This is a genomic window from Psychrobacillus sp. NPDC096389, assembly GCF_044762855.1.
GTDB lineage: Bacteria > Bacillota > Bacilli > Bacillales_A > Planococcaceae > Psychrobacillus.
Genome location: NZ_JBIWFB010000001.1, coordinates 300,252 through 326,530, shown reverse-complemented (window position 1 = coordinate 326,530; position 26,279 = coordinate 300,252). Strand labels below are relative to the sequence as shown.

The window sequence follows — 26,279 nt, the reverse complement described above, 5'->3', positions numbered from 1 at the left end:
TGTTGCGTTCTGCCAAAATTATGCATTCACAGGATTGGGTTTCACAATGATTGCATGTTCTTAACTTACTTACGACTCCTAAGTGTCCTAGCATTACTGTGAAGTAAGCTTTAAGTAAATTGTACTGTCTTTTCGGTTTGAATTCAACCTCATAACGTAAATATCCCAAATTATTGACTTGTTAATTGGAAGTTACAAGCAGGTCATTATGTAGCTGCTCCTCGCTACGATCCCACATTTCACGGTTATGCGTTTGTAAAAAATCGCTTAAAATATTTTTGGAACGATCATCCATAAAATCTACCATAATATGGCGTTTCATTGATTTGTCCATTCGATTTACATGGTCTGCAAGTAATTTGTAACCGCGGCGTTTTTCACGATTGACCACCATTTCGCATGCTGTAACCCCTGCGTAATATGGTCCCTCTGCTTTATAATCAATTGTCACCCAAACTAGCCAATACGGTTTTCCACCTTCTGAATCTTCACGGTTCGTCGTAAACTTGATGCCTCTTTCTGTGTCACTTCTCGCATGCATCGCCCCAATTTCAATTCTTGCAATGTCTTCTTCCACGTCGATAATAACTGGTGACACGTTTTCTAGTGATAGTGAACCGATCCCAAATCCTTTGTGCCCATCAGTTGGATCATTTTTTATAATGGTGAAGCCTATTTTTTGTTTTGGTTTTTCTTCATTTGCCATTCGAAAATTCCCTCCGTTCTGTTATGATATCTAGTATACAGAAGATTTCACTAAAGGAGGAAACGAAATGCCATACGTAACAGTAAAAATGCTAGAAGGTCGTACGGAAGAACAAAAAAGAGCTTTAGTTGAAAAAGTAACAGCTGCAGTATCCGAAACTGTAAATGCACCTGTTGAAAATGTTGTCGTGTTTATCGAGGACATGCCAAAAAATCATTATGGTGTTGCTGGGAAATTATTTAGTGATAAATAATTAGATCAAGAAAATTGCACTTTGCCTTGGCAAAGTGTTTTTTTCGGTTTTGTCGCGTTCACAGCGTGTTATCTCGCTTTTAGGAATATTCTTCTACAAAAAAGAACTACCCTAGTGGATAGTCCTCAAGTTCATTAAATTCATGACAAATTCGTATGCTTCGTTTATTTCTTCTTCTGTGAAATTTAACTTTCCTTTTACGGCATGCAGTTTTTCGATTTGTTCTTCTTTTGGAAGATGGTCAAAAAATAATAGGGTCGAAACGAGTTCCAGAAAGCGGGAACTTTTGTTTTTCATTTGGGCAATACATTCCACTAGTGCTGGACTAGCATCTTCTACTTGCGCCATTTGTGTGAAATGCTCGCCTGCGTTGGTCATTTGATATTTGTATTGCACATAGGATCCTTTGTCTTGTCGCTCTTCCTGTAAAAATCCCATATTGCAAAGCTCTTCCACTCGCAATGTGAGCTCATGTGAATATGGACCATATACATGAAACTCATATTTTTCTTTATATGGATAGTCTAACTTTTTAGCAATGTACAGCATTTTTTGTAGCTTTTTTCTGCCAGTTATGCCGTCTGCTGCTCCGATAAATTGTATAATTTTTGCATGTTCTTCTAGCAATTTTAGCCCACCTTTATTTCAAGAGATCTAATATTTGTTTTTTCAATGCTTTTTTCTTGCCGTCTTCTGTTAAAAAGTCTTCTGGAAAATATAATTTATGATCCGTTCGACGTTTTCCTGAAATAGCTTCTACTACTTCCGATTCACGGGAAAGTTCTCTGATTTCACCAGAAGGCATTTGTAAATGGATAGGAATACGTTCTCCTTCTTCTCCAGGTCGATAGAAATCGTAAGGTAAGTCCGATGACGAATCAAACACTAAATAGTATTCTGGATCTATACCCGCTTTTTTAAATAGCAACTCCAACTCTTTCATCTTTGTATAATCTTTTGCTAAGTCAAATTCGATATATTGAAATAGCTTACGATTGACAAAACGGTAACTCAAATCAGCTAAAATAGGGTCTTTCTCCGTTACCCAAAGTTGGAAATACGTCAATAAAACTCCTTCGTCTAAAGCCAAATACTCATTTAATGTAAACGTGCCATCAAAAAATCCTTGGAAATGAGTTGGTTTCTGCGCAAAATCATAGCCGTTTTTACTTAAAGCTTTTGCTCGATGTAAAATCTTCGTTAAAATCACTTCGGCACTTCTCGAAACGGGATGGAAATACACTTGCCAGTACATTTGATATCGACTCATGATGTAGTCTTCCACTGCATGCATGCCGCTCGATTTAATAACAATTTGGTCTTCACGAGGGCGCATCACACGTAGGATTCGCTCCATATCAAAATGACCGTAGCTTACCCCTGTAAAATACGCATCTCGCTGTAAATAATCCATGCGGTCTGCGTCAATCTGACTAGATATTAAACTAACAACTTGTTTGTTTACATATGTTTTTGCAATAACATCCGCTACTTTTTGTGGGAAATCGTTGCCTACTCTTTTTAATATTTCATTTACTTCAGTTTCCCCAAGTAATATTTTCCTCGTAAATTCTTCATGATCTAGATTAAACACATTTTCAAATGCATGCGAAAATGGCCCATGTCCTAAATCATGTAATAGTGCTGCACATAAAACTAATAGCCTTTCGGAAGCATCCCACTCTGGTCGACCGTCAAAACTATCATCCACAATGCGACGAACGATTTCATAAACTCCTAGAGAGTGACTAAAACGACTATGTTCTGCACCATGAAAAACTAGATATGTAGTTCCAAGTTGTTTAATGCGACGAAGCCGTTGAAATTCCTTCGAGCCGATGACATCCCAAATTACTTGATCTCGAACATGGATATATCGATGAACCGGGTCTTTAAACACTTTCTCTTCTGCTAATTTCTGCGTTGCATAGCTCATTTGTCCACCTCCGTGTCTTAGATGTTATTTACCTTACATTATAAAGAAAAAAACCGCTCATTGTAAGGCGGTAAAAGTTCTGCTTGTTGATGTCTAGTCTTCTAGTTTGGCGCGTACTTTTTCCATTAATTCGTCTTCTGTTAAAGCAGCAACTGGGCGATTATTGACAAATGCGAATGTCTTTTTACGTCCTGGTCCGCAGTAAGATTGACATTCTTTAATTTCAATTTCTGCTTCTGGATCTATTGTTTTTAACTTTGGAATTAATGTTTTTAAATTGACGGCCTGACACTCATCGCAAACTCGAAAATGGTTTGCCATTTGTCCACAACCCTTTCTCTTTATGATAATAGTCTACAGGCCATTGTATCTTAAAACATATATTGCTATCAAGTGTATTTTACGTGAATAAAAGAGCGCTATGTTGTCCATGATGTTAATAGAGTAACGAAACTATGAAGATGGTAGGAGGACCAAAATGGTAAAAATAAGACAAGACGCATGGATGACAGAAAATGATGAAATGTTAGCAGAGATGGTGTTACGACACGTCCGAGAAGGAAGTACGCAACTAAATGCATTTGAAGAAGCAGGTGACGAATTAAACCGAACTGCGGCTGCATGTGGATTCCGCTGGAACGCAGTTGTACGTCATCAGTATGAAACAGAATTAAAAGAAGCGAAAAAAGAACGAAAAGAAAAGCTACGTATTTTAGGAAAAGATTATAGAAGAAGAGGAAACGGCATTTACCTTGCGAAACCTCAAGAAGAAGGCGAACGTACGGCATCCGTTCCAGTTTCTGCTTTATCTATTGATATTATTATTGCATATCTTGTTCGATTACAACATAGCGACTCAGATATTTCAAGATATCGTCATTTAGCTTCTATATCAAACGAGAAAATTCGTAAACTAGAAAGTGAACTTGCCAAATTGGAAAAAGAAAATGCCGCGATTAAACAAGATTACGAGCAGTTTGTACAAATTATGAACCGCGCACGACGCCTTGTTACATTGAATGATGAAGAATTACCTGCAGTACCTGTTTTCCAAATGGAAAAGAACGGAAACCTTGTTTCAAAAGAGCCACCAACAATTTAAAGTTGGTGGTTTTTTCTATTCTTTCGTAAGCATCTTTTTGTTTCGTTCGACAACGCGCAATAAATAAAACTGATATAGCTCCATTTCATCCTGCGTAACAGCTTGCGATGCTATTTTGGTAGATAGCTGTTGCAATAATTGTTGGATTCGAATGACGATATCCTGCACTGTAAAGGATGCATTCAGCAATTCATTTAACGAAGCCATTACTTCTGGTTTTATGACAGGGTAGTTGAATTTTGTTTCTTCCCCTTGCACGCCGATTTCATAAAACTCGCGTATCAAGTCTGCGCGTTCACTTCCACTACCTTCTACACATAAGTACACTTGCACGGCAATCCCTTGTCGAAGTCTACGCTGTGAAATACCCGCAAATTTCTTCCCATTTATACTTAAATCATATGAACCTGGACAATAGGATCCGACAATTTCATAAGCTTCTATTTTTCCTTCTGCTTCTGGAAATAGGAGTTGGATAAAAGCAAGCATCACTTCATAACCTGTGTCAATATCAACCGGTTGCTCTTTTTCAGATAAAACGATTGAAATATTTAGCACCCCATCATCCAATACAACAGCCAGACCTCCTGAATTACGTACAATTGGTATATACCCTTGAGTACGTAAAAAATCTTGCGCGTCTTCTACAAATGGTAACCGATGATCCTGAATGCCTAATACGACAGTCTGGTCATGTACCCATGTTCGAACAGTTGCTGGTGACAAACCTTGTCCAACTAAATGGCAAAGAAGATCGTCCGCTGCAAAGGATTCCAATGCAGAGCGGCTTTTTCCACTTAGTGATTGATCCCAAAATCGCCAAACTTTTTGCTGTAATAACGTTTCTATTTGTGACATGTTGCTTACTCCTTAATCTCACGCTTGCGCTACTGTTTTCATTAGTTCAAGCATACACGACTTTGTCACATATTGTCATGTCATTTCGACGTCATTACGAGATTAGAATCATTTCTTGTGATACACTTAAGATGCAAATTTCTTATATAAAAGGAGTGTCTGATAAAATGAATGAAGCAGCAATTACATTAGACGGATGGTACGTTCTACATGATTTTCGCCAAATGGACTGGGCGTCATGGAAACAGGTGGACCCGGAACTTCGCAAACAAGCAACAGATGAATTTGTGGCATTTTTAGACGAACTTCAACAAGCAGATGACGCAAAAACTGGCGCACATGCTTTTTACACAATTGTAGGTCAAAAAGCAGATTTCATGCTAATGACTTTACGTCCAACAATAGATGAACTTCAAGAAATTGAAGCGAAATTCAATAAATTAACGATTGCAGACTTTACAATTCCTGCGTATTCTTACGTATCCGTTGTAGAATTGTCTAACTACTTAGCTGGTGAATCGACAGAAGATCCATACCAAAACCCACATGTACGCGCTCGTTTGTATCCAGAACTTCAACGTTCCCAATACATTTGCTTCTACCCAATGGACAAGCGTCGTAACGGCGATGATAACTGGTATATGCTATCGATGGAAGACCGTCGTGCACTTATGGCAAGCCACGGAAAAATCGGGCGCGGCTACGCTGGGAAAGTAAAACAAATCATTTCCGGCTCTGTCGGATTCGACGATTTCGAATGGGGCGTAACATTATTCTCAGATGACGTGCTTCAATTTAAAAAGTTAGTATATGAAATGCGCTTTGACGAAGTAAGCGCACGCTATGCAGAATTCGGTTCGTTCTTCATCGGGACAATCCTTGCAAGTGAAAAACGCGGAGAATTTTTCAATATCTAATTCATAAAGTGTGAACGTCAAATAAAGAAGAACATTACAAGTAGAGGACGGAAACTATAACAGTTTCCATCCTCTACTTTTTTGTTACAGAATTGTTACTGGTGCCAGGCACCAGTAACAATTCTGTAACATTCTGAATATCACTATGTATCATTTCTTGATCTCGAACATAGTGTATATATAGGAGGTGATGCATTGGCAGTAGTTAAGTCCACTTCAAAGCAACTAGATTTACTAGCAAGGCTAATGCGTGCGGAAGCTGAGGGTGATGGCCAACTCGGCATGCTGTTGGTTGGGAATGTTGGAGTGAACCGGGTTCTTGCCGATTGCTTAGATTTTCGTAATATACGTAATCTAGAGGAGATGGTATTCCAAAGACCAGGTGGTTTTGAGGCAACAACCAAATCGTATTTTTATCAAAGAGCACGCGATGTTGACAGAAATTTAGCAAGACGCGTTATTAATGGGGAACGTTTTAGTCCCGGCGAACGCTCATTATGGTTTTTTGATCCTGGCGGCGATTGTCCTCCTCAGTGGTATAACCAGTGGAACACAGGACGTTTTAAAGCACATTGTTTTTATTCTCCTACCATTGCCGATTGCCCAAGTGTGTAATTCCATTTCCAGAAAGGATGTATGAATGGTTCAATATTATTGGTATCCTGGAGCTTTTCCTCCACAACAACAACAGCAACAAATGACCCCTCCTAATGTGCAATTACCAGTTACACCACGTCAAGAAGAGTCTTATATCGAAAATATTTTAAGGTTGAACAGAGGAAAACTTGGTACATTCTATTTTACATTTGAGAATAACAAAGAATGGAATGCAAAAGTGATTAAAGGCTATGTAGAAGCAGCAGGTCGCGACCACGTCATCATTAGTGATCCAAGCGGGAAAAGATACTTAATGCTCATGATTTATCTGGACTATGTAACGTTCGATGAAGAAATTAACTATAATTTATAAACAAAGAGACTTATCCGAGTTTAGAGGATAAGTCTCTTTGTTGTTACTATTACGATTCAGTTTATTAACTAGCAAACTTCGCTGCGGCAATGATTATCATAACCCAGCCGACTAAAAATGCAACGCCGCCAATTGGAGTAATTGCCCCTAATACACCTACACCCGTCAAACTTAATACATACAAACTTCCGGAAAATAAAATAATCCCCGCTAAAATTAAAGATCCAGCCGTATTCAATGTGGAAACTGGTCCCAATAACTTGCTACTCATCAAAATACCCACTGCTATTAAAGCAAGCGCATGAAACATTTGATATTGAACAGCTGTTTCCCAAATGGCTAAATACTTTTCAGAAAGCTTCTCTTTTAAAGCATGTGCGCCGAAAGCTCCTAATGCTACCGCCAGAAACCCATTGATAGCCCCTGCAATGATAAATAATTTCACAATCATTCCTACTTTCTATCTTTCTATTTAGAAATCAAATAATGACTCTCCGTTTGCATCGTCTTCTTTTAATGCGACTGGCTGTTGTATAGTCGGTGCTACAGATACTGCTTGGACAACTGGGGCTGTTTGCGATGTTGCTACTGATTCTAAAGCTAAATCGCATAATGCGCGTATCGCAGCAAGTGCTTCTCTTTTTGATTGTTCATTGCCAGTCCCTTTTGCTTGCCCGAGTTGTTTATCTATTTGCATAATAATATGTTCAGTCGAAATCATCATCTTTGCCCCTCTTCTTGCTTTCGTTCAAATTTCAAGCAGTCCATGCCAGAGGTACGCTTTACTAATACGGATGGGAGCTCTTTCGTTTTAAATCCGTATGCTCTGCATCCACGTGGATGACGGGCATCCCAAGTAGTAAAAAAGTGGCGGCATTTAAAACAGTTTACAGCCAATGGACTCACCCTCTTCCCATTCCATATAATAGCATAGCTATAGGCAAAAATCGATTGGCTTCTCTCCCCAAGCTTCAAGTTGCGCATTTATTTTCGAATATGGTTTACTGCCCCAAAATCCTCGATGTGCACTTAGTGGACTTGGATGTACGGCTTCTAAAATTACGTGTTTCTTCGTATCAATAAGCTTTTTCTTCATTTGTGCAGGTCTTCCCCACAGTACAAAAATAATCGGCTTTTCTCTTTCAGATAATCGCTTGATCATTTCATCTGTAAACGTTTCCCAGCCCATTCCTTTATGCGAATTAGCTTGCCCTGCTCGAACGGTCATCACTGTATTCAGCAATAAAACCCCTTGCTTGGCCCATTTCAATAAATAACCATTCGAAGGAACTGGACAACCTAAATCATCGGCAAGCTCCTTCAACATATTGCGTAAACTTGGTGGCACCCGAACACCTGGCTTCACCGAAAAACTCATTCCATGGGCTTGACCTTCCCCGTGATATGGATCTTGCCCTAAAATGACTACCTTCACTTCGTCAAAAGGCGTTTCACGAAAAGCACTACCTATATCCGGTCTTGCAGGATAAATCGTCTGTTCAGCATATTCTTTATCCAAAAAAGCTTGTAGCTCCAAAAAGTATGGCTTTTCTCGTTCTTCGTTTATTATTTCTTTCCAGTTCGGCACTATAGGTCACTCCTTAAACTCCACTTTTACATCGTAATCTACTAATTGAAACATTTCTTTCACTGATTTCGCCGCATTTTCTTCCGCTAACTGCAAAATACCTTGTCCCCTTGTTTCCTCGATCATCATTTTTTTTGCCGTTTCTGCTATCTCATATCCTTCTTTTATATCCGCTTTTTCACGAAATAATCCTTCATATGAAAATACTTCTACTTGGTCGAAGAAAATTTCCGGTTCACCTAGAAATTCTGGCATTGGTAACCTAAGGGTCGCTGTCTTATTTTCTTCATCTACTTTTATATCGGATTCGGTCACTTGTGAAAAATCTATTCCAGCCCGAACAGTACCTGGCACAACAACGAGAAGCTGTCTTTTGGTCCCTGGTAAGTTTATGCCGATTTCTTTGCCGAATAATTGATTATCTTGTCTTTCGATAATTACTTTTGTATAGGCTTCTGCAGTCGACAGTTCATTTAACGCCTGAACTCGTTCGACAAAAGAACCTTTGCTTTCTGTAAACGTACTACCTTGAATGACCCAGTAGGCGGCAAATGGTAGTGCAGCTATTAATAGAAAAAGAATAATTCCAATTACAAGAAGGACTTTTGCTTTTAGTCCGAAAAAAGGTCGTGTTAGTTTTCGAAAACTAAATCCTCTTCTTGCAGGATACTCTGCAATTGTGGCAGTTGTTTCGTTTTTTTGCGCTTTCAATTCTCCTAGTAATTTTTCCATTTCTCGAATTTTGTCATCTTTTCGCATTTCATCCCTCTTTTCCTCTTAATCTACTACGTTAACAGTACAAAAAAATTACCCGTTTCACAACTATTCTATATCTGTTAAGCTAAAAAAAAGGGGAAATGTGTATGGCTGATTTACATTATCGGGAGAAACTAAAAAAAATTGAAAAAGCTGCTAGTACGAATGAAGTTTCCAATTCTGCTAAAAACTTTGGACTCGGCTGTTTTACATTGGGCATGCTTCTATTTATTGGCTTTCTTCTCTTTTTAGCAATTTCATTATTTATCAATGATATTATATTCGGTTCCGTGATTACCTTTGTCGTAACTGCTGTTTTCATTTTCATTCTAATTAAATTATCAACTGCACCCAAACTTCCATAATGTAAGTTTCGACTATTGTCTGATATAATAAATAAAATTAACTATTTTTCAAAAGGGGAAACGCTAAAATGTCGATTAAAAAAACACTAACAATTGCAGGTTCTGACACTTCAGGCGGAGCTGGTATACAAGCAGATTTGAAAACATTCCAAGAGCACGGTACATATGGTATGAATGTTCTAACGGTTGTTGCTACAATGGATCCCGATAACGGTTGGAGCCACGGTGTCTTCTCTTTACCAGTAGATGAGATTAAACGACAAGCAAAAACTGCTTTGTCGACAAATGTCGATGCGATTAAAACAGGTATGTTGAGTACAGAAGAAATTATCGAAACAGCTGGAAGTATTATTGAAGCGTCAGGAGTTGAAAGTGTTGTAATCGACCCTGTAATGGTTTGTAAAGGCGAAGATGAAGTATTAAATCCAGGTACAGTGGATGCAATGATTACAAATCTACTTCCACGCGCTTTAGTTGTTACTCCAAATCTCTTTGAAGCGGGACAACTATCAGGTTTAGGGCTACTCAAAACGATTGAAGATATGAAAGCAGCCGCTGAGAAGATTCATGAACTTGGTGCGAAAAACGTAGTTATCAAAGGTGGCAAACAATTGGCGCATGAAAAAGCAGTAGACCTTTTCTACGATGGTAAAACGCATACGCTACTAGAAACAGATAAAACAGATACTACTTATAATCACGGGGCTGGCTGTACTTTCGCAGCTGCCATTACTGCTAACTTAGCAAACGGATTGACGGTTGCAGATTCCGTACTCGAAGCAAAAGAATTCGTTTCCGCTGCGATCGCACATGGTTGGAAACTTAACCAATATGTAGGACCTGTACTACATGGTGCAAAAGGTAAGTTTGGTGCACCAGAAATTACAACAACAACTGTCTAAAACAACTTCTACTCGTAAAGTCACGCCGGCTTTACGAGTTTTTTCATCTCAATCATTCGCTTCCAAAACTTATTTTCATTATACTTATAAAAGACAGTATGTTAGGAGGCAACAAAAATGGAACTTGTTAATGTCGAACAATTACAAGCACTTTTGAATAAATTTGCAAATGAAGATGTATACATACATCTAGAAACGACGAATGGTGCATATGCTTCCCATTTCGATGAAAAAGTTTTCAATGCAGGAGCTTTTATCCGCAATGTGATGCTTCGATATGAACTTGGAAAAGTAGCGGGCGAAGCACCACATCGTGTTGGACTGAAATTACCGCATGGTTGGGTATACGCACAAGGCATTACCCATTTCGAATTAGATGAACATGACCGTTTACTAATGGCAGGACATGACCAAAGCGGAAAACTTGCAGTAGCATTACAAATTAGTAAAACACCATTCACTTATTAAGGAGGACGAACAAATGACTTTACCAATGGAACGACATGTACTTGTTGTATTCCCTCACCCAGATGACGAAGCTTTCGGTGTTTCCGGTACGATTGCAACGTACGTAAAACAAGGAATTCCGGTTACATATGCGTGCCTAACTTTAGGCGAAATGGGAAGAAACTTAGGAAACCCTCCTTTTGCAACACGCGAAACACTTCCACAAATTCGAAAAGAAGAATTACTCGCTTCAGCTAAAGCAATGGGCGTTACGGATCTTCGAATGATGGGACTGCGTGACAAAACGGTGGAATTCGAAGATGATGAAAAGATGATTGAAATGATGGAAAACCTAATCGCTGATACGAATCCATCCCTTGTCATAACTTTCTATCCGAACTACGCAGTTCACCCTGACCATGATGCGACTGGACGCGCAGTCATTCGTGCCATTCGCCGCATGCCAGAAGAGGCTCGCCCTACTATTTACGCACTCGCATTCTCCAACGATTCTAAATCGGTTCTTGGAGAGCCGGATGTGCTTCATGATATTAAAGAATCACGCGAAGAAAAAATGGGCTCGATGCGCGCACATATATCGCAAACTGCATGGATGCTAGAAGAAATGGATAAACGCCTAGCTGATGGTGAACCAGAAGCAGAAAATTGGCTCCATTTCGAGCGTTTCTACACGTACGATTTCAACAAAGATTTCGAATAATAGAACATCCCTCAATCGTATAGACTTATCTATGTAAATGAATTAATATGTATAAATGATTTGAAACCACGCATAAATATTCATTCATAGAAAGTTGGTCTATAAACTTGAAAAAGTTCTCGCTATCTACATGGCTTTTATTCCTGCTTCCATCAATTGCGGGAGTTATATTATTTATGATCCCCCTTCCTACTTCGGAAGGTTTTAAAATTCCTATTGCCCTATTTTCTAATCTATTATCTACCGCAATCGCTCCATTCGTTCAATGGATTGCACTTGTGATGATTTGGATCGCGGCAATTGGATCAATTGTGTTTCTGTTTTTACCAAGACAAAACACCTTTATTAACCAATTATTTAAAGTATCACTATTTTGGACGACTACTCGTGTAGTTGGTGCTGTGTTTGCAGTATTAATCATCTTCCAAGTTGGTCCTGAAGCGATTTGGAATGAAAATACGGGTGGAATGTTACTTAGCCCAGACGGCTTAGTATCCTTCCTATTCACTATTTTCTTATTTGCCGGGTTGTTATTGCCGTTTTTATTGAACTTTGGATTACTGGAGTTTTTCGGTACAATGGCGGTAAAAATAATGCGCCCACTATTCAAGTTACCTGGACGCTCTGCAGTAGATGCACTGACTTCTTGGGTTGGTGACGGTACAATCGGAGTTTTACTAACAGCCAGACAATATGAAGAAGGATACTATACGAAAAAAGAAGCGGCTATTATTGGTTCTACTTTTTCCGTAGTATCCATTACATTTTGTATTGTTGTGCTTGATGAGGTTGGTCTTTCCAATTATTTCTTGCCATTTTATTTTACAGTTTTACTCTGCGGTCTTGTGTTAGCGTTCATCATGCCTCGTATTTATCCATTGAAAGGTAAGCCAGATGAGCATATAGATGGTCGGCCACTTGACTTAAAAGCGGAAGATTTCCCTGAAGGCTATAACGCTTTTACACACGGTTTAGAAAATGCTCTTGTCAAAGCGAATGACAACCGCTCGATCAAGAAATTCTTCTCAGATGGCATTAAAAATGTGATTGACTTATATATCGGTGTTGCACCAGTTGTACTTGCATTTGGTACGGTCGCACTTATGCTTGCAGAGTTCACGCCTATTTTCACTATTTTAGGAAAACCATTTGAACCATTATTAATGCTATTTGGTATTCCAGAAGCAGCAGAAGCAGCTCAAACAATGGTTGTAGGATTTGCGGATATGTTCCTTCCTACGCTGCTAACTGGAGGCATTGAATCAGAGGTTACGTTATTCTTTATCGCCACTATGTCTGTAACGCAGCTTATTTATATGTCTGAAGTTGGTGGGCTGTTACTTGGTTCGAAAATTCCGGTTAATTTTAAAGATTTAGTCGTTATTTTCTTACTGCGTACACTTATTTCATTCCCAATTATCGCAGCAGCAGCACATATTTTATTCTAATAAAATAAAAACAGCGAACCCTTTTATAAGGAGTCCGCTGTTTTTTTAGTTGCTAGCTTTTCAAGCATATCTTTCGTCATTGCATCTAGATCGTATTTATAAGTAAAGCCCCACTCATTTTTGGCATCAGTAGCATCAATAGCATCCGGCCAACTATCTGCTATCGCTTGGCGGACAGGATCCACATCGTAATCCATTGTAAATGTTGGAATCACTTTTTTAATAGATGCAGCAATTTGCGCAGGTTCAAAACTCATTGCCGTTACATTAAAGGCATTGCGGTGAATTAACTTCGAAGCATCCGCTTCCATCAAGTCCACAATCGCTTGCAGCGCATCCGGCATATACATCATATCCATGTATGTTCCTTCCGCAATATACGAAGTATACTTCCCTTCTGCTAACGCTTTGTAATAAATATCAACCGCATAATCAGTCGTTCCTCCACCAGGTAATGTCTCGTTTGAAATCAAACCTGGGAAACGTACACCACGAGTATCTAATCCAAATTTATGGAAGTAGTAATCACATAATAATTCTCCTGACACTTTGTTTACGCCGTACATAGTCGTCGGGCGTTGAAGTGTGTCTTGAGGTGTGTTTTGTTTAGGAGTAGAAGGTCCAAATGCTCCAATCGAGCTTGGTGTAAAAAATTGCATATTTAAATCACGAGCAGTTTCTAGCGCGTTCATAAGTCCACCCATATTCAAATTCCATGCAAATAACGGTTTTGCTTCCGCTGTTGCTGATAATAGTGCAGCCATATGCATGATCGTATCTGCTCCAAAGTTCTTGGCGATTTGATGCATCTTCTCTCCGTCCGTTACATCAAGAATTTGGAAAGGACCGCCTTTCGTTACTTCCGAAGACACTTCTCTTATATCTGTTGCCAGTACATTATCAGCACCATATTCGGCGCGAAGTTTCGTTATTAATTCTGAACCAATTTGGCCTAAAGCCCCGGTGACCATGATTTTCTTCATGCTGTCTACTCCCTCTCGAAAACAATTGTATTTTTGGAAAGAACACTTTTAACTTAAGAACCTTGTTTTAATAGCGTTTATTTTTTTCTATTATATGCTGTTCTTTTAGAAAATACAATAAGAGATTTATATAAGGATTTGCTATAATAAAAGGAAAACGAGGTAACCATGAAAATTCTGCGTTATGTTTTGATTATTTTACTAGGTATGGCATTAACAGTTGTGATGAGCTTTTTAGAATTATCCTTCTGGATTATTTATTTGAGTATTGTTGTCTTGTATATTCTTTTATTAGTTGTTCCCCAAATGTATATTATGTATAAATCCAATAATCTCAAAAGGATCGAACGCTATTTAGAGGAAAATAAAAGGAAATCACTTTTTGCTTATGCACTTGCAATAAAAGCGGGCGATCGTGAAATCATTATTCAAGTAATTAATGAAATCTTGAGCAAATACAAACAACCATATATGCAAGAAGTGTATAAAACGAATTTGGCCCTATATGAAAACGATGTTTCTTTATTCGATACACTTGCTAGACAAATTAGCAAAGAGCCACTACGCACATATTACATTGCATACGCTGAAGCTTTGCAAGGGAATTATGATGAAGCGCGAACATTAAAAGCGACCTTACCGTCTGGTTGGATGCCATATGCGATTGAAGCGATAATTGCAAAAGAACAAGGAGACTTGGAGTCATTTCGGAGAGAAGCAGGTGCTAGTGTAGAGAGTGCGAAGGGTATTCAGAAGTTTAATCTTGTTTATTCGTTTCAACATATAGAAAGAGATTTTTCGTAAAGAAAAGCAGCCGATATTTGGCTGCTTTTTTCGTCTAAATAAGAAACTAATCCTATAATTAATAATTGCTTATATGCAAATCAATTTGTTCTCTATGTTTCAAATCATGTTCTATCAATCCCTCAAAATACTCACTTAGTGTTGTATTACCTCTCCCTAGAAGAGCTTGATAGAACTTTTCTTTCGGAATTATATCAAGGAGGCTCAGGAGTTCTTCTCGTACAGAGATAAACTCATTTATAAGATCATCTTTCAATATTCCCGATCTAGCATATTTTGATGCCTCTTTATTAATAAACTCCACATCTACAGTAACGTTTGGGAAACATTCATCTCTCAGTAAATATGACACCCTATTATTAATTATAAATTTGTCCCATGAAATAAAATGGGAAATTACATCTGCTATAGCCCAAGATCCTTCTCGAAATGGTTCCAGCCACAAGTCATTTGAGATATTCTTTAAAGATAGAACCCAATGTACTAAATTCCTTTTTTCTTTGATAATACTTTCTTTGTCCAAGCGCTTCCCACCTCTACAATTTACTCTATTAATCTTTCGATAGTACGAAATATTATCCTTCTTAATAAAATACAGAGAAATTATAAAGAGCAACCCATAAGAGTTGCCCTTAAATATTATTTAATTACCCCAAGCTCTTTCCCAACTTTTTCATAAATCGCAAGTGCATCATCCAGCATTTCTTTCGTATGAGCTGCTGTTGGCATGTTGCGAACGCGACCTGTGCCTTTTGGTACGGTTGGGAAGACGATGGATTTTGCGTAGACGCCTTCTTCGAATAGTCGTTTGGAGAATTCTTGTGTTAGTTTTTCGTCTCCGATGATACATGGAGTGATTGGTGTTTCGGATGCACCAATGTCAAAACCTAGTTTTGATAAGCCAGCTTTCAAATAGTCTCCATTTTCCCAAAGTTTATCATGAAGCTCTGTTGAGTCAATGATCATTTGAACGGCAGCTGTAATAGCAGCTACGTCACCTGGTGGTAGTGCTGTTGAGAATAAGAATGGACGTGAACGAACTTTTAGCCAGTCGATTAAGTTCTTTTTCCCGGCAACGTATCCACCTACGACACCGATTGCTTTCGATAATGTTCCGATTTGGAAGTCGATTTCTTTTTCTAGGCCAAAATGTTTTACTGTTCCTTTTCCTTTACCAGTAACACCTGAACCGTGTGCGTCATCCACATACGTAATAAGGTCGAATTCCTTTGCGATTTCTACGATTTCTGGAAGTTTCGCAATGTCACCGTCCATTGAGAATACCCCGTCTGTGATAACCATTACTTTATTGTATTGGCCCGATTCTGTTGCTTGTTTTGCTTTTGCGCGTAAATCTTCCATATCGGAGTGATTAAATGGAATGATTTTTGCTTTGGAAAGTCGGCAACCGTCGATAATGGAAGCGTGGTTTAATTGGTCCGATAAAATTGCATCGTTTTTATCCATTACCGCTGAGATTGCTGCCATATTACAGTTGAAGCCGGATTGATAAGAAATAGCAGCTTCTGTTCCTTTAAATTCTGCTAGTTTTTGCTCTAGTTTATCGTGAAGATCTAGCGTTCCGTTAATCGTACGAACTGCTCCTGCTCCCACACCATACTTGTCCACCGCGTCTTTTGCAATTTGCTTAAGCGCCGGATTAGTTGCAAGCCCTAAATAGTTATTAGAAGATAAGTTAATCAGCTCAGAGCCTCGAACATTTATCTTCGCACCGTTCGGACCTTCTACTGAATCGATTTCATTGTATAGGCCTTGATTTTTTAGTGCATCTAAGTTTTCTGTTAAGAAGTTATTTAATACGTTTGACAAGGTCATCTTCCTTTCAAGCGAAATAGTCTTCTATAGTTTAACATGTTCCCTGAAAAATACGACAAAAAAATAAGCAGGATGATAACCCTGCTCACTCAATTGTTGCAATTATGTCATTTTGGAAAGTTGTCCATTTCTCTTCATCTATTGTAGAATCATAGAGCATTCTAATTACTTTAGATTCAGCTGCATACGTAGAAATATAATCTTGGGCAAGTTCCATTTCATTTGCATAACGTTTTCTCACTTCTACAATCTTTTCTTCGTCTAGTAATTCTTGATTGATATGCGGTAAGAAATCGACTATCTCGTCTCCTTCGCGTTCCGGGTCATATATATGTGGACTTGTTGCGTCTATCATACATAATTGTAATTCTGGAACGACTATGCCATCCACACTATTTGCGTCTAACCCGCACCAAATGAAACGAATGTCTAACCCTTGTTGCTTTACCGCTTCCCCGAACTTTTTCATAAAGGAAGATTTTCCACTTCCAGGTAATCCTTTTATATATAATCTAGATTTCAAGTTTTTCGAAATGGATTTTAGTGTATCTTGAGCACCTGTTGGAGTAAGAGATCCCATTAAGCGATGCGTCACACCCGGCTTCTTTTGAAGTTGCACATTGCCAATGCATTTCTTTTTGGTTGTCTCTAACAACTCATTAATGCCATCCCAATTAATTGCTGGTTGTATCAGTTGTTCCCATTCATCATGGATAACTTTTGCTCTTGATAATGTTTGTAGCCCTTTTGTTAGCCAAACTTCATTTGCAATTTGTTTATCACGTATTAAAGGAGCTAAATCGTGAAGTTTCCTATCGTCATACGATTCATAATACGGAACCCATATATGACCAGCCCCATAATAAATCGGGTCAACAGCATCTGTGTGTAAATAAAGCGTTTTCGAATCGGTAATATATACTGCTTCTAACACTTCTTCATGCAATGGATCATAAAACCATTCCATATTTTTACCTCTCCGAATCGCAGCATATCCTATTTCTTTCAACACTTCTGTTAGTCGATAAGAAGTCGGTCCTTTAAAGAAATATACTTTTTTCGCTTCATGAATTAGTTCTTTATAAAAGTTTTTCACACCTTGGCCCGTATATGATTTCCCCATATAATGCGTAACTGTCCCGCCCAAATTATCACCCTTTCAATCTCTTCGTTCCATGGATACTATATGCGAACGAATTGAAAAAGATGAAAAAAAGCACCAAAAATCATTCCTGATCTTCCGTACTTTTTGTATAAAAAAATGAATAACCGCTTATATTGAATAACAGTTTTTGAGATAATGGCAGTGTATATTGAATGAGAGAACCAGTAAATAGAGCTAGTGCAACCGTACCTATTCCGACTGGACCACCGAGTAACCATCCAGCAACTGCAACAAATAACTCAATACCAGTCCGAACTGTTCGAATGCTCCATCCTACCTTTTTCATAATAAGTAACATCAGCGAATCACGAGGTCCCGCTCCTACATTTGGCGAAACATACACACCAACCCCAATTGCGATAACAAGTACTCCTCCGACAAAAATAATAAGCTGACCGGCAAAGCTCGTAATATCTGGGATAAGCCAATTGAATATATCAATAAATGAACCAATGACAACTATATTCAGCCATGTTCCTAATTGTGGCCAACTTTTTGTGCCAATCATTGTTGCAATAACTATTATAACTCCCATTAAAATAGACCATGTTCCAATCGACAATCCTAAATGCTTATGAAGACCAACATGCAATACATCCCATGGACTTATCCCAAAACGTTGCCCTTTAATCGTCATGGAAATACCGAGAGACATAAAAAAAATTCCACAAATAAAAAAAGTCCACCGCCAAACAAATTCTTTCCTCATAAGCTTCCTTCTCTCTAATTAAAGAACCATCCCTATTCTGACTGTAATGGTAATGATACTGCTACTCATTTTCCGCTCTACTAATCTCCGCAACTTTGCCTTTCGTTATTTTCAGTAAATCTACTAATGTTAACTTCACTTGCAGACCTATTTTCCCACCACTCACGATGATAAAATCATTCTTTTCTGCACTTGCATCCACTACTGTTGGGAATAGTTTTTTCATCCCGATTGGGGAACATCCACCGCGTATGTATCCCGTAGTTGGAAGCAAATCCTTTAGGGGAAGCAACTCTACTTTTTTCTCTCCTACCACCTTAGCAGCTGCTTTTAAATTCAGTTCATTGTCAACCGGGATAATGCACACATAATATTTCCCTGTACCAGCTGTCACGAGTAGTGTTTTATATACAACAAAAACGGGGTAGCCAATTTTGTTTGCTACAGTCACCCCGTCCACTTTGTCACCAGACAATTCATATTCAATTAGTTCAAAATCTATTTTTTGCTGTTCCAATAATCGAACTGCATTCGTTTTTTGTTTTTTCGCCATTTCTAATACTCCTATGCTATTCGGAAGAAACTAGGTTCAAGATCTGCAAAACCATATCTCTTCAGATGTACTTGATACGAATATTTTGCTATCGCTTGTTCTTTCCAACGTTTCTTCTGTATATTCTCTAAGTCCTCTTGTAACTGTTTAGGAGATGGATAATCGGATGGAACAGAACGATTAGAAATAGCTGCCTCATCTTCTAGTTGTTGCTTCACTTCTTGATCAATTTGACGATTTGCTTCCATATTCAAAGATATTTGTGCATTTACTCGTTGAATTTTCGCAGAAGCACTAGCAGCAACACGTAGGTCTTCAGGAGTAGGCTGTGCGGGAGCAAGCGCGGTACTTCTTACTTTCTCTAATAGCTCCACTGTTTTTTCCAGAGTTGGTCCACCGATTGTTTGCACTGGAATGCTTGGCCCTTTAATATCTAGCATACTCGTCGATTGATTGGTTGACGTTTCAGGTTGCTTTTCTTTATTGCCTAGCAACAATTCTTCTAATTCCGAAAGGGTTGGTACTTTTGGTTGGAAATATTCTGCTTGCTTACGGTAGGCATCACCAGCATTATGACGTTGTAAAGTACGTTTTCTTTCTTCAAACTCTGCCCATCGTCCAAGCATGCCGTTCCCAGTAGATCGCACTATACTCATATAATTCACCTCTCCCATGAAATTGTAGTATAGAATATTTTACCACATTATCAGAATAATCAAACCGACGAAGGTCATACAATCTCATACAAGAAAAGCTGTGACAATATAATCCCTATCTTCCTCTTAATAGTTCCTTTCACCTACATAACTAACGCCCATTCGAAGGAATGGGCGTTAGTTTAGTCAGGCATTATTTGTTCCATATTATTTTTAATCGCCTCATCACTCATTTCCCCAGTAATGATTTTCTCTATTTTACCTTCTGGGTTTACAAGCATCGTTGTTGGTAATGGATTAATATTATAGGTCTCCATAACACTTTTATTACTATCGATTAATACTGGAAATGTTAAGCCTTTTCTATCTACATATTTTTGAACGGCAAAATTGGATTCTCCAATATTAACCGCAAGAATTTGAAGTCCTTGGTCTTTATAATCTTGGTAATGTTTGTCCATAAGTGGGAATTCTCTTTCGCATGGCTTACACCAAGTTCCCCAAAAGTTTAAAAAGACGCCTTGCCCTTTATAATCGGATAATTGATGTTTTTCTCCGTTCATATCAATCAGTGCAAAATCCGGTGCATTGTCTCCTACTTGCAATACGGCTGTTTTCTCTTTTGTTAAGTTGGAGTAGATAGTAAAAGCGATCGCCACAACTAGGACACTCAAAATACTCGCGCGTATGTAAAAACGTTTTTTCTTTTTTTCCATTGTTACCATTCTCCTTTCTTACTTACGTTTCCAAAGAATGTACATCATGATCGTAATAAATATAAAAGCAATAAGCGCTAAGAAAGGAATCGTCACAAATCCAAACCAGTTAATATATTGTCCCGTACAAGGAACGCCACTTGTACAGCTACTGAATTCATGCATGGAAGGAATCTTTTGCAATGCATAATGATAGCTAGACATAAGGATGCCTATGATGGAAATTGGCAAAATATATTTATAAATTTCTCGATCATTTCGATAAAAAGCAATGCCTAGAAAAACAACAAGCGGATACATTAAAATCCGTTGATACCAGCAAAGCGTACATGGGATAAAACCCATGCGCTCGCTGAAAAACAAACTACCACCCATTGCGATAATCGAAGTGACCCATGCTAGAAGAAGTGGCTTATTGACCATCGGCTGCCTCATCTACCATTTTTGCAAAGTCATCCATTGTTGCTCCTGTGAATTCCTTGCCTCCAATGTAAATTGTCGGTGTGGATGCTACACCAAGATTATTCGCTACATTCATATCAGTCTGCCATGCTTCTTTTCCTGCATTTTCGCTATATGCACTCTTTACCTTTTCCACTTCTTCAGCAGTTGCAACTTCTGCTAAAACTGCTTGTAAAAACTCTTCTGACATTAAATTCGCTTGTCCGGATTCTGTTGTTTGATTTGCAAATAACAAGTGATGGAATTCCCAAAACTTCTCATTGCCAAGCTCTTTGTATACTGTTTCTGCGAATTGCGCAGAGGTTGTCGAGTCTGGTGCGATGAATGAGTAATTCATAAAGTAAAATTTCGCTTTTCCTGTTTCTACAAATTGCTCGTTAATCATAGGTAAAAGTGTGTTATTGAAATCTCCGCAATGTGGGCATTTATAATCTCCAAATTCAATGATTTCAACTGGTGCGGATTCTTCTCCTATGAATGGTTGCCCTGCATAATCTATTGCCACCGCTTCTTGCTTCGCGTCTGTTAATACGATGATTCCAATTATACATACCGCGATTATTCCAATGATCCAAAATAGTTTTTTTGACAATTTAAACACTCCTAATTCAAACTACATCATGTAGTGTAATGTGGTAAAAAATTTACGCTAATGCGTAAATAAAAATAGTGCAAATTAAAGTAAAAATAGCGGATGATATTAAAGCTACTTTAAAAGGAATCTGCATATGAATATTTTTTATTGGATTCAAAATATATTCAATCCGGTAGTTGACAGATGTGTCCGCAAAGGATGCATATGCGAAAGGCATTTTTTTAGCTGTTCCTACTTTTATCATTTTCAAAAGTGCACTACCTAAGTGGATAGAAGTTTTTTGTTGCTTAATGGCAAATTCATCTGCCAATATTTCTTGTATAATCCTATATTGCTGGTTAAACCATTTCAAAATTGGGATATACCCAATTGCAGACGCACAAAGCGATAAAATGAATAGCTTCAGTGGATCTCGATTTGCTTTATGATACATTTCATGTGCGATAACTGCTTCAAGTTCATCATCTGTAAGTAAGTTGATCAAACCTGTTGAAATCACGATTTTAGGTTGCACAAACCCCATCGTAATTGCCATTGGTGCAGGATGCGAGATGATGATGAAATCTTCTTTTTCACTTTCATATGTTTGATTCAACTTGTTCGTGAGCGTTTTCTCTCTATATTGCTCTAATCTTTTTTTCATACGTGCAGTCTGAATAAATTGCCAACTAATATGCCAAATCGTAAAGATTAGCGTGAAGATTACAAGACCATCCAATGCAAACTCTAGCGACGATAACCCAGCTGCCTTCAACCAGCTATGGCATACTACCACTAGGTTAAACTTGGCATTCCAACCTCCTATCATGGAGACTGCGTATATCGCCATCTGAATAAATATGGTACCTGAAATAACTAGCGCTGCCAAAAATAGAAACAATGATTGACGTTTGGACATAGGCTACTGTTCCTTTTTCAATTCTTTAATTTTTTGTTCTAGTTTAGCGACGAGGTCATCGTCCACGTCTTCCAGTGCATCTAACATATGACTGACAACGACGTTTCCAAATTCGTCCATTAGCTCATTTGTCATTTCTTTCGATTGTGCACTTAAAAACTCGTCCCTTGTTTGAAGTGGTTTGTAAAGAGATGATCTTCCTTCTGTTCTCTTTTGCAAAATTCCTTTTTCAACAAGTCGATTCATGACAGTCATCACTGTGTTAAAATTCGTTACTTTTTCCTTGTCTAGCATTTGTTGCACATCTTTAATCGTCATTTCTACATCATTCCATAAGATGTCCATAATTTTTGCTTCCAGAGGTCCAAAAAAGCGATTCAATCCACTTTCATTCATTTTAAACTTTTGAATTTTCATAGCTTAACCCCCTAACATTACAAATTGTAGTTTAAATGTTTTTACTGGTCAACTAACTTTACTTGAAATAGAGTAGTGAGTTAAATAGCTATATTTAATGAAAGTTTCTTGTTACACTACATTTTGTAGTTTAAATGAAAAAGGAGAATTATGCAATGAAAAACAAACGATTGATCATTGTAGCTATCGTCTTAGTTATAGTGTTCATTTCACTGTTCGCTTTATTAAAAAAAGATAATACTACTTATGAAACTTACAATACGGACTCTCCTGCTAGAATTGGTGAAGTGCATTTAGTTGTTTCGAATGTTGAACAATTGACTACCTTTTACGAAGAAGTGATTGGCTTTAAAGTGTTAACTTCCGACTCTAATAGTGTCACTCTTACTGCTGACGGGAGTAATCCCCTACTCGTATTAGAAGAACAAGATGATTCCGTAGAAAGACCATTTGGAACGACTGGTCTCTATCATTTTGCCATCCTAGTACCAGATCATGCTAGTTTAGGAAATATACTCTTGCATTTAGCCGAAACCGAGTATCCAATGCAAGGGGCAGCCAATCATCAGTATAGTGATGCCCTTTATTTAGCTGATCCAGATGGTAATGGAATAGAAATTTATGCAGATCTTCCACCTGATACTTGGGAAAGAGATAAAGACGGTGGTTATGCAGGGGGATCATACCCGATTGATTTTGAGAAATTAATGGCTGACGCAAGCCCTACTTGGAACGGACTTCCCGAAAATACGCGTATTGGACATATGCATTTGCAAGCTACTGAACTAACTATGACGGAAAAGTTTTATGTAGATGGGCTTGGATTTAATATAACGAGTAAAGACAATGGCAGTTTATTTTTATCGAAAGATAATTATCACCATCATGTGGCTCTGAACACTTGGTCTGGGACTGGAATCCCTGCTCCACCTGATAATTCTAGAGGACTTAAAAACTTCAAGCTTATTTTTTCTAAAGAAGAATTAGACGAGGCAAAAGCTCGACTTACGGATTTAGATTTTCATTTTGAAGAAAAAGAAGGTTCCATTATCGTTCAAGATCCTTCAAGAAATACGCTTGAAATTATAAGTAGGTAAAAAAAATGGGTTGGTCAAATGTGACACAACCCATTCTTTATATTTATTAATCAAACTTCATCCCTTTTAATAAATCTGCAAAAGCATTATTAATCGGTTCTTCCTCTTTTTCCTGCTGTTTCAAATATTTTTGGACAGAGCGTTTATCTACTTTACCGCCGCCTTCTTTTTTGCGACGAGCTTCAAAAGCAGATAATTTCTCACGATAGCCACATTTACAAGTAAAGATTTGACCATCACCTTCACCACGAAGTTCTAACTTTTTCTTACATTGTGGACAGCGAGCATTGGTCACACGCGCCACATTTTTACGGTGACCACATGCACGATCTTGGCACACAAGCATCTTACCTTTTTTGCCGTTTACTTCAAGCATCGGTTTCCCACAATCTGGGCAAGATTTTGTTGATATGTTATCGTGTTTGTATTTTTTATCGCTGCTTTTAATTTCAGAAACGATTTCTTTCGTGTATTTCTTCATTTCCGAGATGAAAACTTCTTTTTTCAGTTTGCCGTTTGCGATTGCTTCCAGCTTTTGTTCCCATTCTCCAGTTAATGTAGGAGATTTTAATTCTTCCGGAACTAACTCAAGCAACTGGCGACCTTTTGACGTGATATGAATGTCTTTACCACGTTTTTCGATTAGGAATGAATTGAATAGTTTGTCGATAATATCAGCACGTGTCGCTACAGTACCCAATCCACCAGTCGATTTTAACGTGTCCGCGAGTTGTTTATTTTGTGTTTCCATATACTTCGTAGGATTTTCCATTGCCGACAATAATGTTGCTTCGTTAAAACGTGCGGGCGGCTTTGTTTGACCAGATGATTGAGCGATTAACTTCACATTTAATGTATCGCCTTTTTCGATGCGTGGTAAAATCTGTTCTTTTAGATCATCGGTTGCATCGTCATCTTCCACGTGATTTTGGTATACTTCTTTCCAACCATTCACTAAAATCGTTTTTCCTCTAGCTACAAAATGCTCATCCCCAATTTTCGCACGCAGCGTTAATTGTTCGAACTCGAATGCTGGGAACAGAACTGCCAAAAAACGTTTTACGACTAAGTCATAAATTTTCCGTTCTTTATCGTTGAAGGCAGAGAAATTCACGTAACCTTCAGTTGGAATGATAGCATGGTGATCCGAAACCTTGCTGTCATCTACAAATGATTTAGAAGTTTTTATAGGCTTACTCAAGACTTTGTTTGCTAAAGGACGGAATTCACCAATCCCACAAGCTTTAAGTCGCTCTGGAAGTGTTCCTACAATATCCGACGAGATGTAACGGGAATCTGTACGAGGATACGTCAATACTTTGTGCTGCTCATACAGTTTTTGCATAATGTTCAATGTTTCTTTGGCAGAGTAACCAAAGATTTTATTTGCATCACGTTGTAGTTCTGTTAAATCATACAGACCGGGCGCAAATGATTTCTTCGGCTTTTTCTCGATCTCCGTTACTGTAGCGTTCCCTTTACCTAGTTTTTTCACGATTGCATCAATTTTTTCCTTGTCAAAGCTACGGCCATTTCCTTTTGCATCTTGCCAAGTGAGTTTTAAATTATCAACTGTTTGGGCTTCAATGCCATAGTAAGTTTGCGCTTTGAAATGCTTAATCTCATCTTCCCGTTTCGCAATAATCGCAACGACCGGTGTTTGCACCCGGCCACAATTTAGCTGCGCATTGAACTTTGTGGATAATGCACGGCTAGCGTTAAGACCTATATACCAATCAGCCTCAGAACGAGCTACTGCAGATGCGTAAAGGTTTTCATACGCTTTTCCAGGCTTTAAGTTGGCAAAGCCATCTTTAATCGCTTTATCTGTTACAGATGAAATCCACAAACGCTTAATCGGTTTATTTACTTTTGCTTTTGCGATAATCCAGCGAGCAACAAGCTCACCTTCTCGCCCCGCATCGGTTGCGATAATAATTTCATTAATATCCCCACGAGTAAGCTGGGATTTAACCGCATTGAATTGCTTACCTGATTGTTTAATGACAGACAATTTCAGGTTTTCCGGAAGCATCGGTAAATCTTCTAAATTCCACGTTTTATATTTAACATCATAGCTTTCTGGATCCGCTAATGTTACAAGGTGACCAAGCGCCCAAGTCACCACATAGTCCTTCCCTTCCAAATAGCCATTTCCTTTTTTATCACATTTAAGTACACGCGCAATATCGCGTGCAACTGATGGTTTTTCTGCTAATACTAAGCGTTTTGCCATACGAAACATCCTTTCATAAATCCATATGATAAATATATCATACGTTTCGCTCAGAATCAGTTATGTAGGATGGGAGGAAATACGTATTAAGAATAAAAGTGCTTGTCCAAAACCCTAGCAAGCCGGACTCGCAACTTTGGAAGGTATATGCGCAACGTTCTCCTTCAAACGCGCAACATTAAG

Annotated in this window: 34 protein-coding genes; 12 read left to right on the top strand and 22 right to left on the bottom strand. The window is 38.3% G+C overall.

Annotation, left to right across the window (positions count from 1 at the left end):
• Positions 1-181 precede the first annotated feature (181 nt).
• Complete coding sequence (locus tag ACIQ38_RS01630; protein WP_402817172.1) at positions 182-706, bottom strand: YwhD family protein; 525 nt, start codon at positions 704-706, stop codon at positions 182-184.
• A gap of 67 nt (positions 707-773) precedes the next feature.
• Between ACIQ38_RS01630 and ACIQ38_RS01625 the strand changes: the two genes are divergently transcribed.
• Positions 774-959: a 2-hydroxymuconate tautomerase gene (locus ACIQ38_RS01625; protein ID WP_093267743.1), complete on the top strand. Its 186-nt coding sequence runs from the start codon at positions 774-776 to the stop codon at positions 957-959.
• Between the two features lie 111 nt (positions 960-1,070).
• On the opposite strand, the gene ACIQ38_RS01620 is transcribed toward ACIQ38_RS01625, so the two are convergent.
• The 3 genes from ACIQ38_RS01620 to ACIQ38_RS01610 form a co-directional block, all read right to left on the bottom strand.
• A complete protein-coding gene (locus ACIQ38_RS01620) occupies positions 1,071-1,586 on the bottom strand; it encodes a YwgA family protein (RefSeq protein WP_402817169.1) in 516 nt (171 codons plus the stop codon).
• A gap of 13 nt (positions 1,587-1,599) precedes the next feature.
• On the bottom strand, positions 1,600-2,895 hold the full coding sequence (locus tag ACIQ38_RS01615) for an HD domain-containing protein (protein ID WP_402817167.1): 1,296 nt from the start codon (positions 2,893-2,895) through the stop codon (positions 1,600-1,602).
• 93 nt (positions 2,896-2,988) lie between these two features.
• Positions 2,989-3,216 carry a YuzB family protein gene (locus ACIQ38_RS01610; RefSeq protein WP_282243032.1) on the bottom strand — a complete coding sequence of 76 codons (228 nt, stop codon included), beginning with the start codon at positions 3,214-3,216 and terminating at the stop codon, positions 2,989-2,991.
• Positions 3,217-3,373: 157 nt separating this feature from the next.
• Here ACIQ38_RS01610 and ACIQ38_RS01605 point away from each other — a divergent pair, with 157 nt between their 5' ends.
• Positions 3,374-3,997 carry an RsfA family transcriptional regulator gene (locus tag ACIQ38_RS01605; protein ID WP_402817164.1) on the top strand — a complete coding sequence of 208 codons (624 nt, stop codon included), beginning with the start codon at positions 3,374-3,376 and terminating at the stop codon, positions 3,995-3,997.
• A 15-nt stretch (positions 3,998-4,012) separates the two neighbouring features.
• Here ACIQ38_RS01605 and lipL read toward each other — a convergent pair whose 3' ends face one another.
• Positions 4,013-4,855 (bottom strand): octanoyl-[GcvH]:protein N-octanoyltransferase, encoded by an 843-nt coding sequence (gene lipL / locus ACIQ38_RS01600; RefSeq protein ID WP_402817162.1) that lies wholly within the window; start codon positions 4,853-4,855, stop codon positions 4,013-4,015.
• Positions 4,856-5,022: 167 nt separating this feature from the next.
• Between lipL and hemQ the strand changes: the two genes are divergently transcribed.
• From hemQ to gerQ, 3 genes are all read left to right on the top strand, one after another.
• Positions 5,023-5,772, top strand: coding sequence for a hydrogen peroxide-dependent heme synthase (gene hemQ / locus ACIQ38_RS01595; protein ID WP_402817160.1), 750 nt, complete (start codon positions 5,023-5,025; stop codon positions 5,770-5,772).
• A 195-nt stretch (positions 5,773-5,967) separates the two neighbouring features.
• Positions 5,968-6,387 carry a cell wall hydrolase gene (locus tag ACIQ38_RS01590; protein WP_402817158.1) on the top strand — a complete coding sequence of 140 codons (420 nt, stop codon included), beginning with the start codon at positions 5,968-5,970 and terminating at the stop codon, positions 6,385-6,387.
• A gap of 25 nt (positions 6,388-6,412) precedes the next feature.
• Positions 6,413-6,742 carry a spore coat protein GerQ gene (gene gerQ, locus ACIQ38_RS01585; RefSeq protein WP_402817156.1) on the top strand — a complete coding sequence of 110 codons (330 nt, stop codon included), beginning with the start codon at positions 6,413-6,415 and terminating at the stop codon, positions 6,740-6,742.
• 64 nt (positions 6,743-6,806) lie between these two features.
• Here the strand turns inward: gerQ and ACIQ38_RS01580 are convergent, their stop codons facing one another.
• From ACIQ38_RS01580 to ACIQ38_RS01565, 4 genes are all read right to left on the bottom strand, one after another.
• On the bottom strand, positions 6,807-7,187 hold the full coding sequence (locus ACIQ38_RS01580; protein ID WP_402817155.1) for a DUF423 domain-containing protein: 381 nt from the start codon (positions 7,185-7,187) through the stop codon (positions 6,807-6,809).
• A 27-nt stretch (positions 7,188-7,214) separates the two neighbouring features.
• Positions 7,215-7,466 (bottom strand): YwdI family protein, encoded by a 252-nt coding sequence (locus ACIQ38_RS01575; protein WP_402817153.1) that lies wholly within the window; start codon positions 7,464-7,466, stop codon positions 7,215-7,217.
• A 210-nt stretch (positions 7,467-7,676) separates the two neighbouring features.
• Entirely contained in the window at positions 7,677-8,333 is a 657-nt protein-coding gene (locus ACIQ38_RS01570) for a uracil-DNA glycosylase (protein ID WP_402819537.1), read from the bottom strand.
• A 3-nt stretch (positions 8,334-8,336) separates the two neighbouring features.
• Entirely contained in the window at positions 8,337-9,089 is a 753-nt protein-coding gene (locus ACIQ38_RS01565; protein ID WP_402817151.1) for a DUF4230 domain-containing protein, read from the bottom strand.
• Positions 9,090-9,193: 104 nt separating this feature from the next.
• Here ACIQ38_RS01565 and ACIQ38_RS01560 point away from each other — a divergent pair, with 104 nt between their 5' ends.
• The 5 genes from ACIQ38_RS01560 (at position 9,194) to ACIQ38_RS01540 (ending at position 12,969) form a co-directional block, all read left to right on the top strand.
• Entirely contained in the window at positions 9,194-9,451 is a 258-nt protein-coding gene (locus tag ACIQ38_RS01560; protein ID WP_402817149.1) for a hypothetical protein, read from the top strand.
• A 68-nt stretch (positions 9,452-9,519) separates the two neighbouring features.
• Positions 9,520-10,353, top strand: a complete 834-nt coding sequence (gene thiD, locus ACIQ38_RS01555) for a bifunctional hydroxymethylpyrimidine kinase/phosphomethylpyrimidine kinase (RefSeq protein ID WP_402817147.1) — start codon at positions 9,520-9,522, stop codon at positions 10,351-10,353.
• A gap of 117 nt (positions 10,354-10,470) precedes the next feature.
• The gene (locus tag ACIQ38_RS01550) at positions 10,471-10,821 is read left to right on the top strand and encodes a YojF family protein (RefSeq protein WP_402817145.1); all 351 of its coding nucleotides are present in this window, start codon (positions 10,471-10,473) and stop codon (positions 10,819-10,821) included.
• Positions 10,822-10,834: 13 nt separating this feature from the next.
• A complete protein-coding gene (bshB2, locus tag ACIQ38_RS01545; RefSeq protein WP_402817143.1) occupies positions 10,835-11,521 on the top strand; it encodes a bacillithiol biosynthesis deacetylase BshB2 in 687 nt (228 codons plus the stop codon).
• A 107-nt stretch (positions 11,522-11,628) separates the two neighbouring features.
• Entirely contained in the window at positions 11,629-12,969 is a 1,341-nt protein-coding gene (locus tag ACIQ38_RS01540) for a YjiH family protein (protein ID WP_402817141.1), read from the top strand.
• 23 nt (positions 12,970-12,992) lie between these two features.
• Here ACIQ38_RS01540 and ACIQ38_RS01535 read toward each other — a convergent pair whose 3' ends face one another.
• On the bottom strand, positions 12,993-13,952 hold the full coding sequence (locus ACIQ38_RS01535) for an L-threonine 3-dehydrogenase (RefSeq protein WP_402817139.1): 960 nt from the start codon (positions 13,950-13,952) through the stop codon (positions 12,993-12,995).
• Positions 13,953-14,120: 168 nt separating this feature from the next.
• Between ACIQ38_RS01535 and ACIQ38_RS01530 the strand changes: the two genes are divergently transcribed.
• The gene (locus ACIQ38_RS01530) at positions 14,121-14,756 is read left to right on the top strand and encodes a hypothetical protein (RefSeq protein ID WP_402817137.1); all 636 of its coding nucleotides are present in this window, start codon (positions 14,121-14,123) and stop codon (positions 14,754-14,756) included.
• 58 nt (positions 14,757-14,814) lie between these two features.
• Here the strand turns inward: ACIQ38_RS01530 and ACIQ38_RS01525 are convergent, their stop codons facing one another.
• From ACIQ38_RS01525 to ACIQ38_RS01475, 11 genes are all read right to left on the bottom strand, one after another.
• Positions 14,815-15,279 carry a DinB family protein gene (locus ACIQ38_RS01525; protein ID WP_402817135.1) on the bottom strand — a complete coding sequence of 155 codons (465 nt, stop codon included), beginning with the start codon at positions 15,277-15,279 and terminating at the stop codon, positions 14,815-14,817.
• Positions 15,280-15,395: 116 nt separating this feature from the next.
• The gene (locus tag ACIQ38_RS01520) at positions 15,396-16,592 is read right to left on the bottom strand and encodes a glycine C-acetyltransferase (protein ID WP_402817133.1); all 1,197 of its coding nucleotides are present in this window, start codon (positions 16,590-16,592) and stop codon (positions 15,396-15,398) included.
• Positions 16,593-16,677: 85 nt separating this feature from the next.
• Positions 16,678-17,739, bottom strand: coding sequence for a hypothetical protein (locus ACIQ38_RS01515; protein ID WP_402817131.1), 1,062 nt, complete (start codon positions 17,737-17,739; stop codon positions 16,678-16,680).
• A 79-nt stretch (positions 17,740-17,818) separates the two neighbouring features.
• On the bottom strand, positions 17,819-18,466 hold the full coding sequence (locus tag ACIQ38_RS01510; RefSeq protein WP_402817129.1) for a YczE/YyaS/YitT family protein: 648 nt from the start codon (positions 18,464-18,466) through the stop codon (positions 17,819-17,821).
• A gap of 61 nt (positions 18,467-18,527) precedes the next feature.
• Positions 18,528-19,019 carry a Cys-tRNA(Pro) deacylase gene (gene ybaK / locus ACIQ38_RS01505; protein ID WP_402817127.1) on the bottom strand — a complete coding sequence of 164 codons (492 nt, stop codon included), beginning with the start codon at positions 19,017-19,019 and terminating at the stop codon, positions 18,528-18,530.
• A gap of 11 nt (positions 19,020-19,030) precedes the next feature.
• Positions 19,031-19,675, bottom strand: a complete 645-nt coding sequence (locus ACIQ38_RS01500) for a hypothetical protein (RefSeq protein ID WP_402817125.1) — start codon at positions 19,673-19,675, stop codon at positions 19,031-19,033.
• Positions 19,676-19,857: 182 nt separating this feature from the next.
• Positions 19,858-20,391 carry a thiol-disulfide oxidoreductase ResA gene (gene resA / locus ACIQ38_RS01495; protein ID WP_402817123.1) on the bottom strand — a complete coding sequence of 178 codons (534 nt, stop codon included), beginning with the start codon at positions 20,389-20,391 and terminating at the stop codon, positions 19,858-19,860.
• Positions 20,392-20,409: 18 nt separating this feature from the next.
• Entirely contained in the window at positions 20,410-20,814 is a 405-nt protein-coding gene (locus ACIQ38_RS01490; protein WP_402817121.1) for a disulfide oxidoreductase, read from the bottom strand.
• Positions 20,804-21,454 carry a DsbA family protein gene (locus ACIQ38_RS01485; RefSeq protein ID WP_402817119.1) on the bottom strand — a complete coding sequence of 217 codons (651 nt, stop codon included), beginning with the start codon at positions 21,452-21,454 and terminating at the stop codon, positions 20,804-20,806. Before ACIQ38_RS01485 ends, ACIQ38_RS01490 begins: the two co-directional genes overlap by 11 nt.
• Before the next feature lie 43 nt (positions 21,455-21,497).
• Complete coding sequence (locus ACIQ38_RS01480; protein ID WP_402817117.1) at positions 21,498-22,346, bottom strand: M56 family metallopeptidase; 849 nt, start codon at positions 22,344-22,346, stop codon at positions 21,498-21,500.
• 3 nt (positions 22,347-22,349) lie between these two features.
• Positions 22,350-22,763, bottom strand: a complete 414-nt coding sequence (locus ACIQ38_RS01475) for a BlaI/MecI/CopY family transcriptional regulator (RefSeq protein WP_402817115.1) — start codon at positions 22,761-22,763, stop codon at positions 22,350-22,352.
• Positions 22,764-22,918: 155 nt separating this feature from the next.
• Here ACIQ38_RS01475 and ACIQ38_RS01470 point away from each other — a divergent pair, with 155 nt between their 5' ends.
• Positions 22,919-23,860: a VOC family protein gene (locus ACIQ38_RS01470; protein ID WP_402817113.1), complete on the top strand. Its 942-nt coding sequence runs from the start codon at positions 22,919-22,921 to the stop codon at positions 23,858-23,860.
• A gap of 46 nt (positions 23,861-23,906) precedes the next feature.
• On the opposite strand, the gene ACIQ38_RS01465 is transcribed toward ACIQ38_RS01470, so the two are convergent.
• Positions 23,907-26,096 carry a DNA topoisomerase III gene (locus ACIQ38_RS01465; RefSeq protein ID WP_402817111.1) on the bottom strand — a complete coding sequence of 730 codons (2,190 nt, stop codon included), beginning with the start codon at positions 26,094-26,096 and terminating at the stop codon, positions 23,907-23,909.
• Positions 26,097-26,279: the final 183 nt, after the last annotated feature.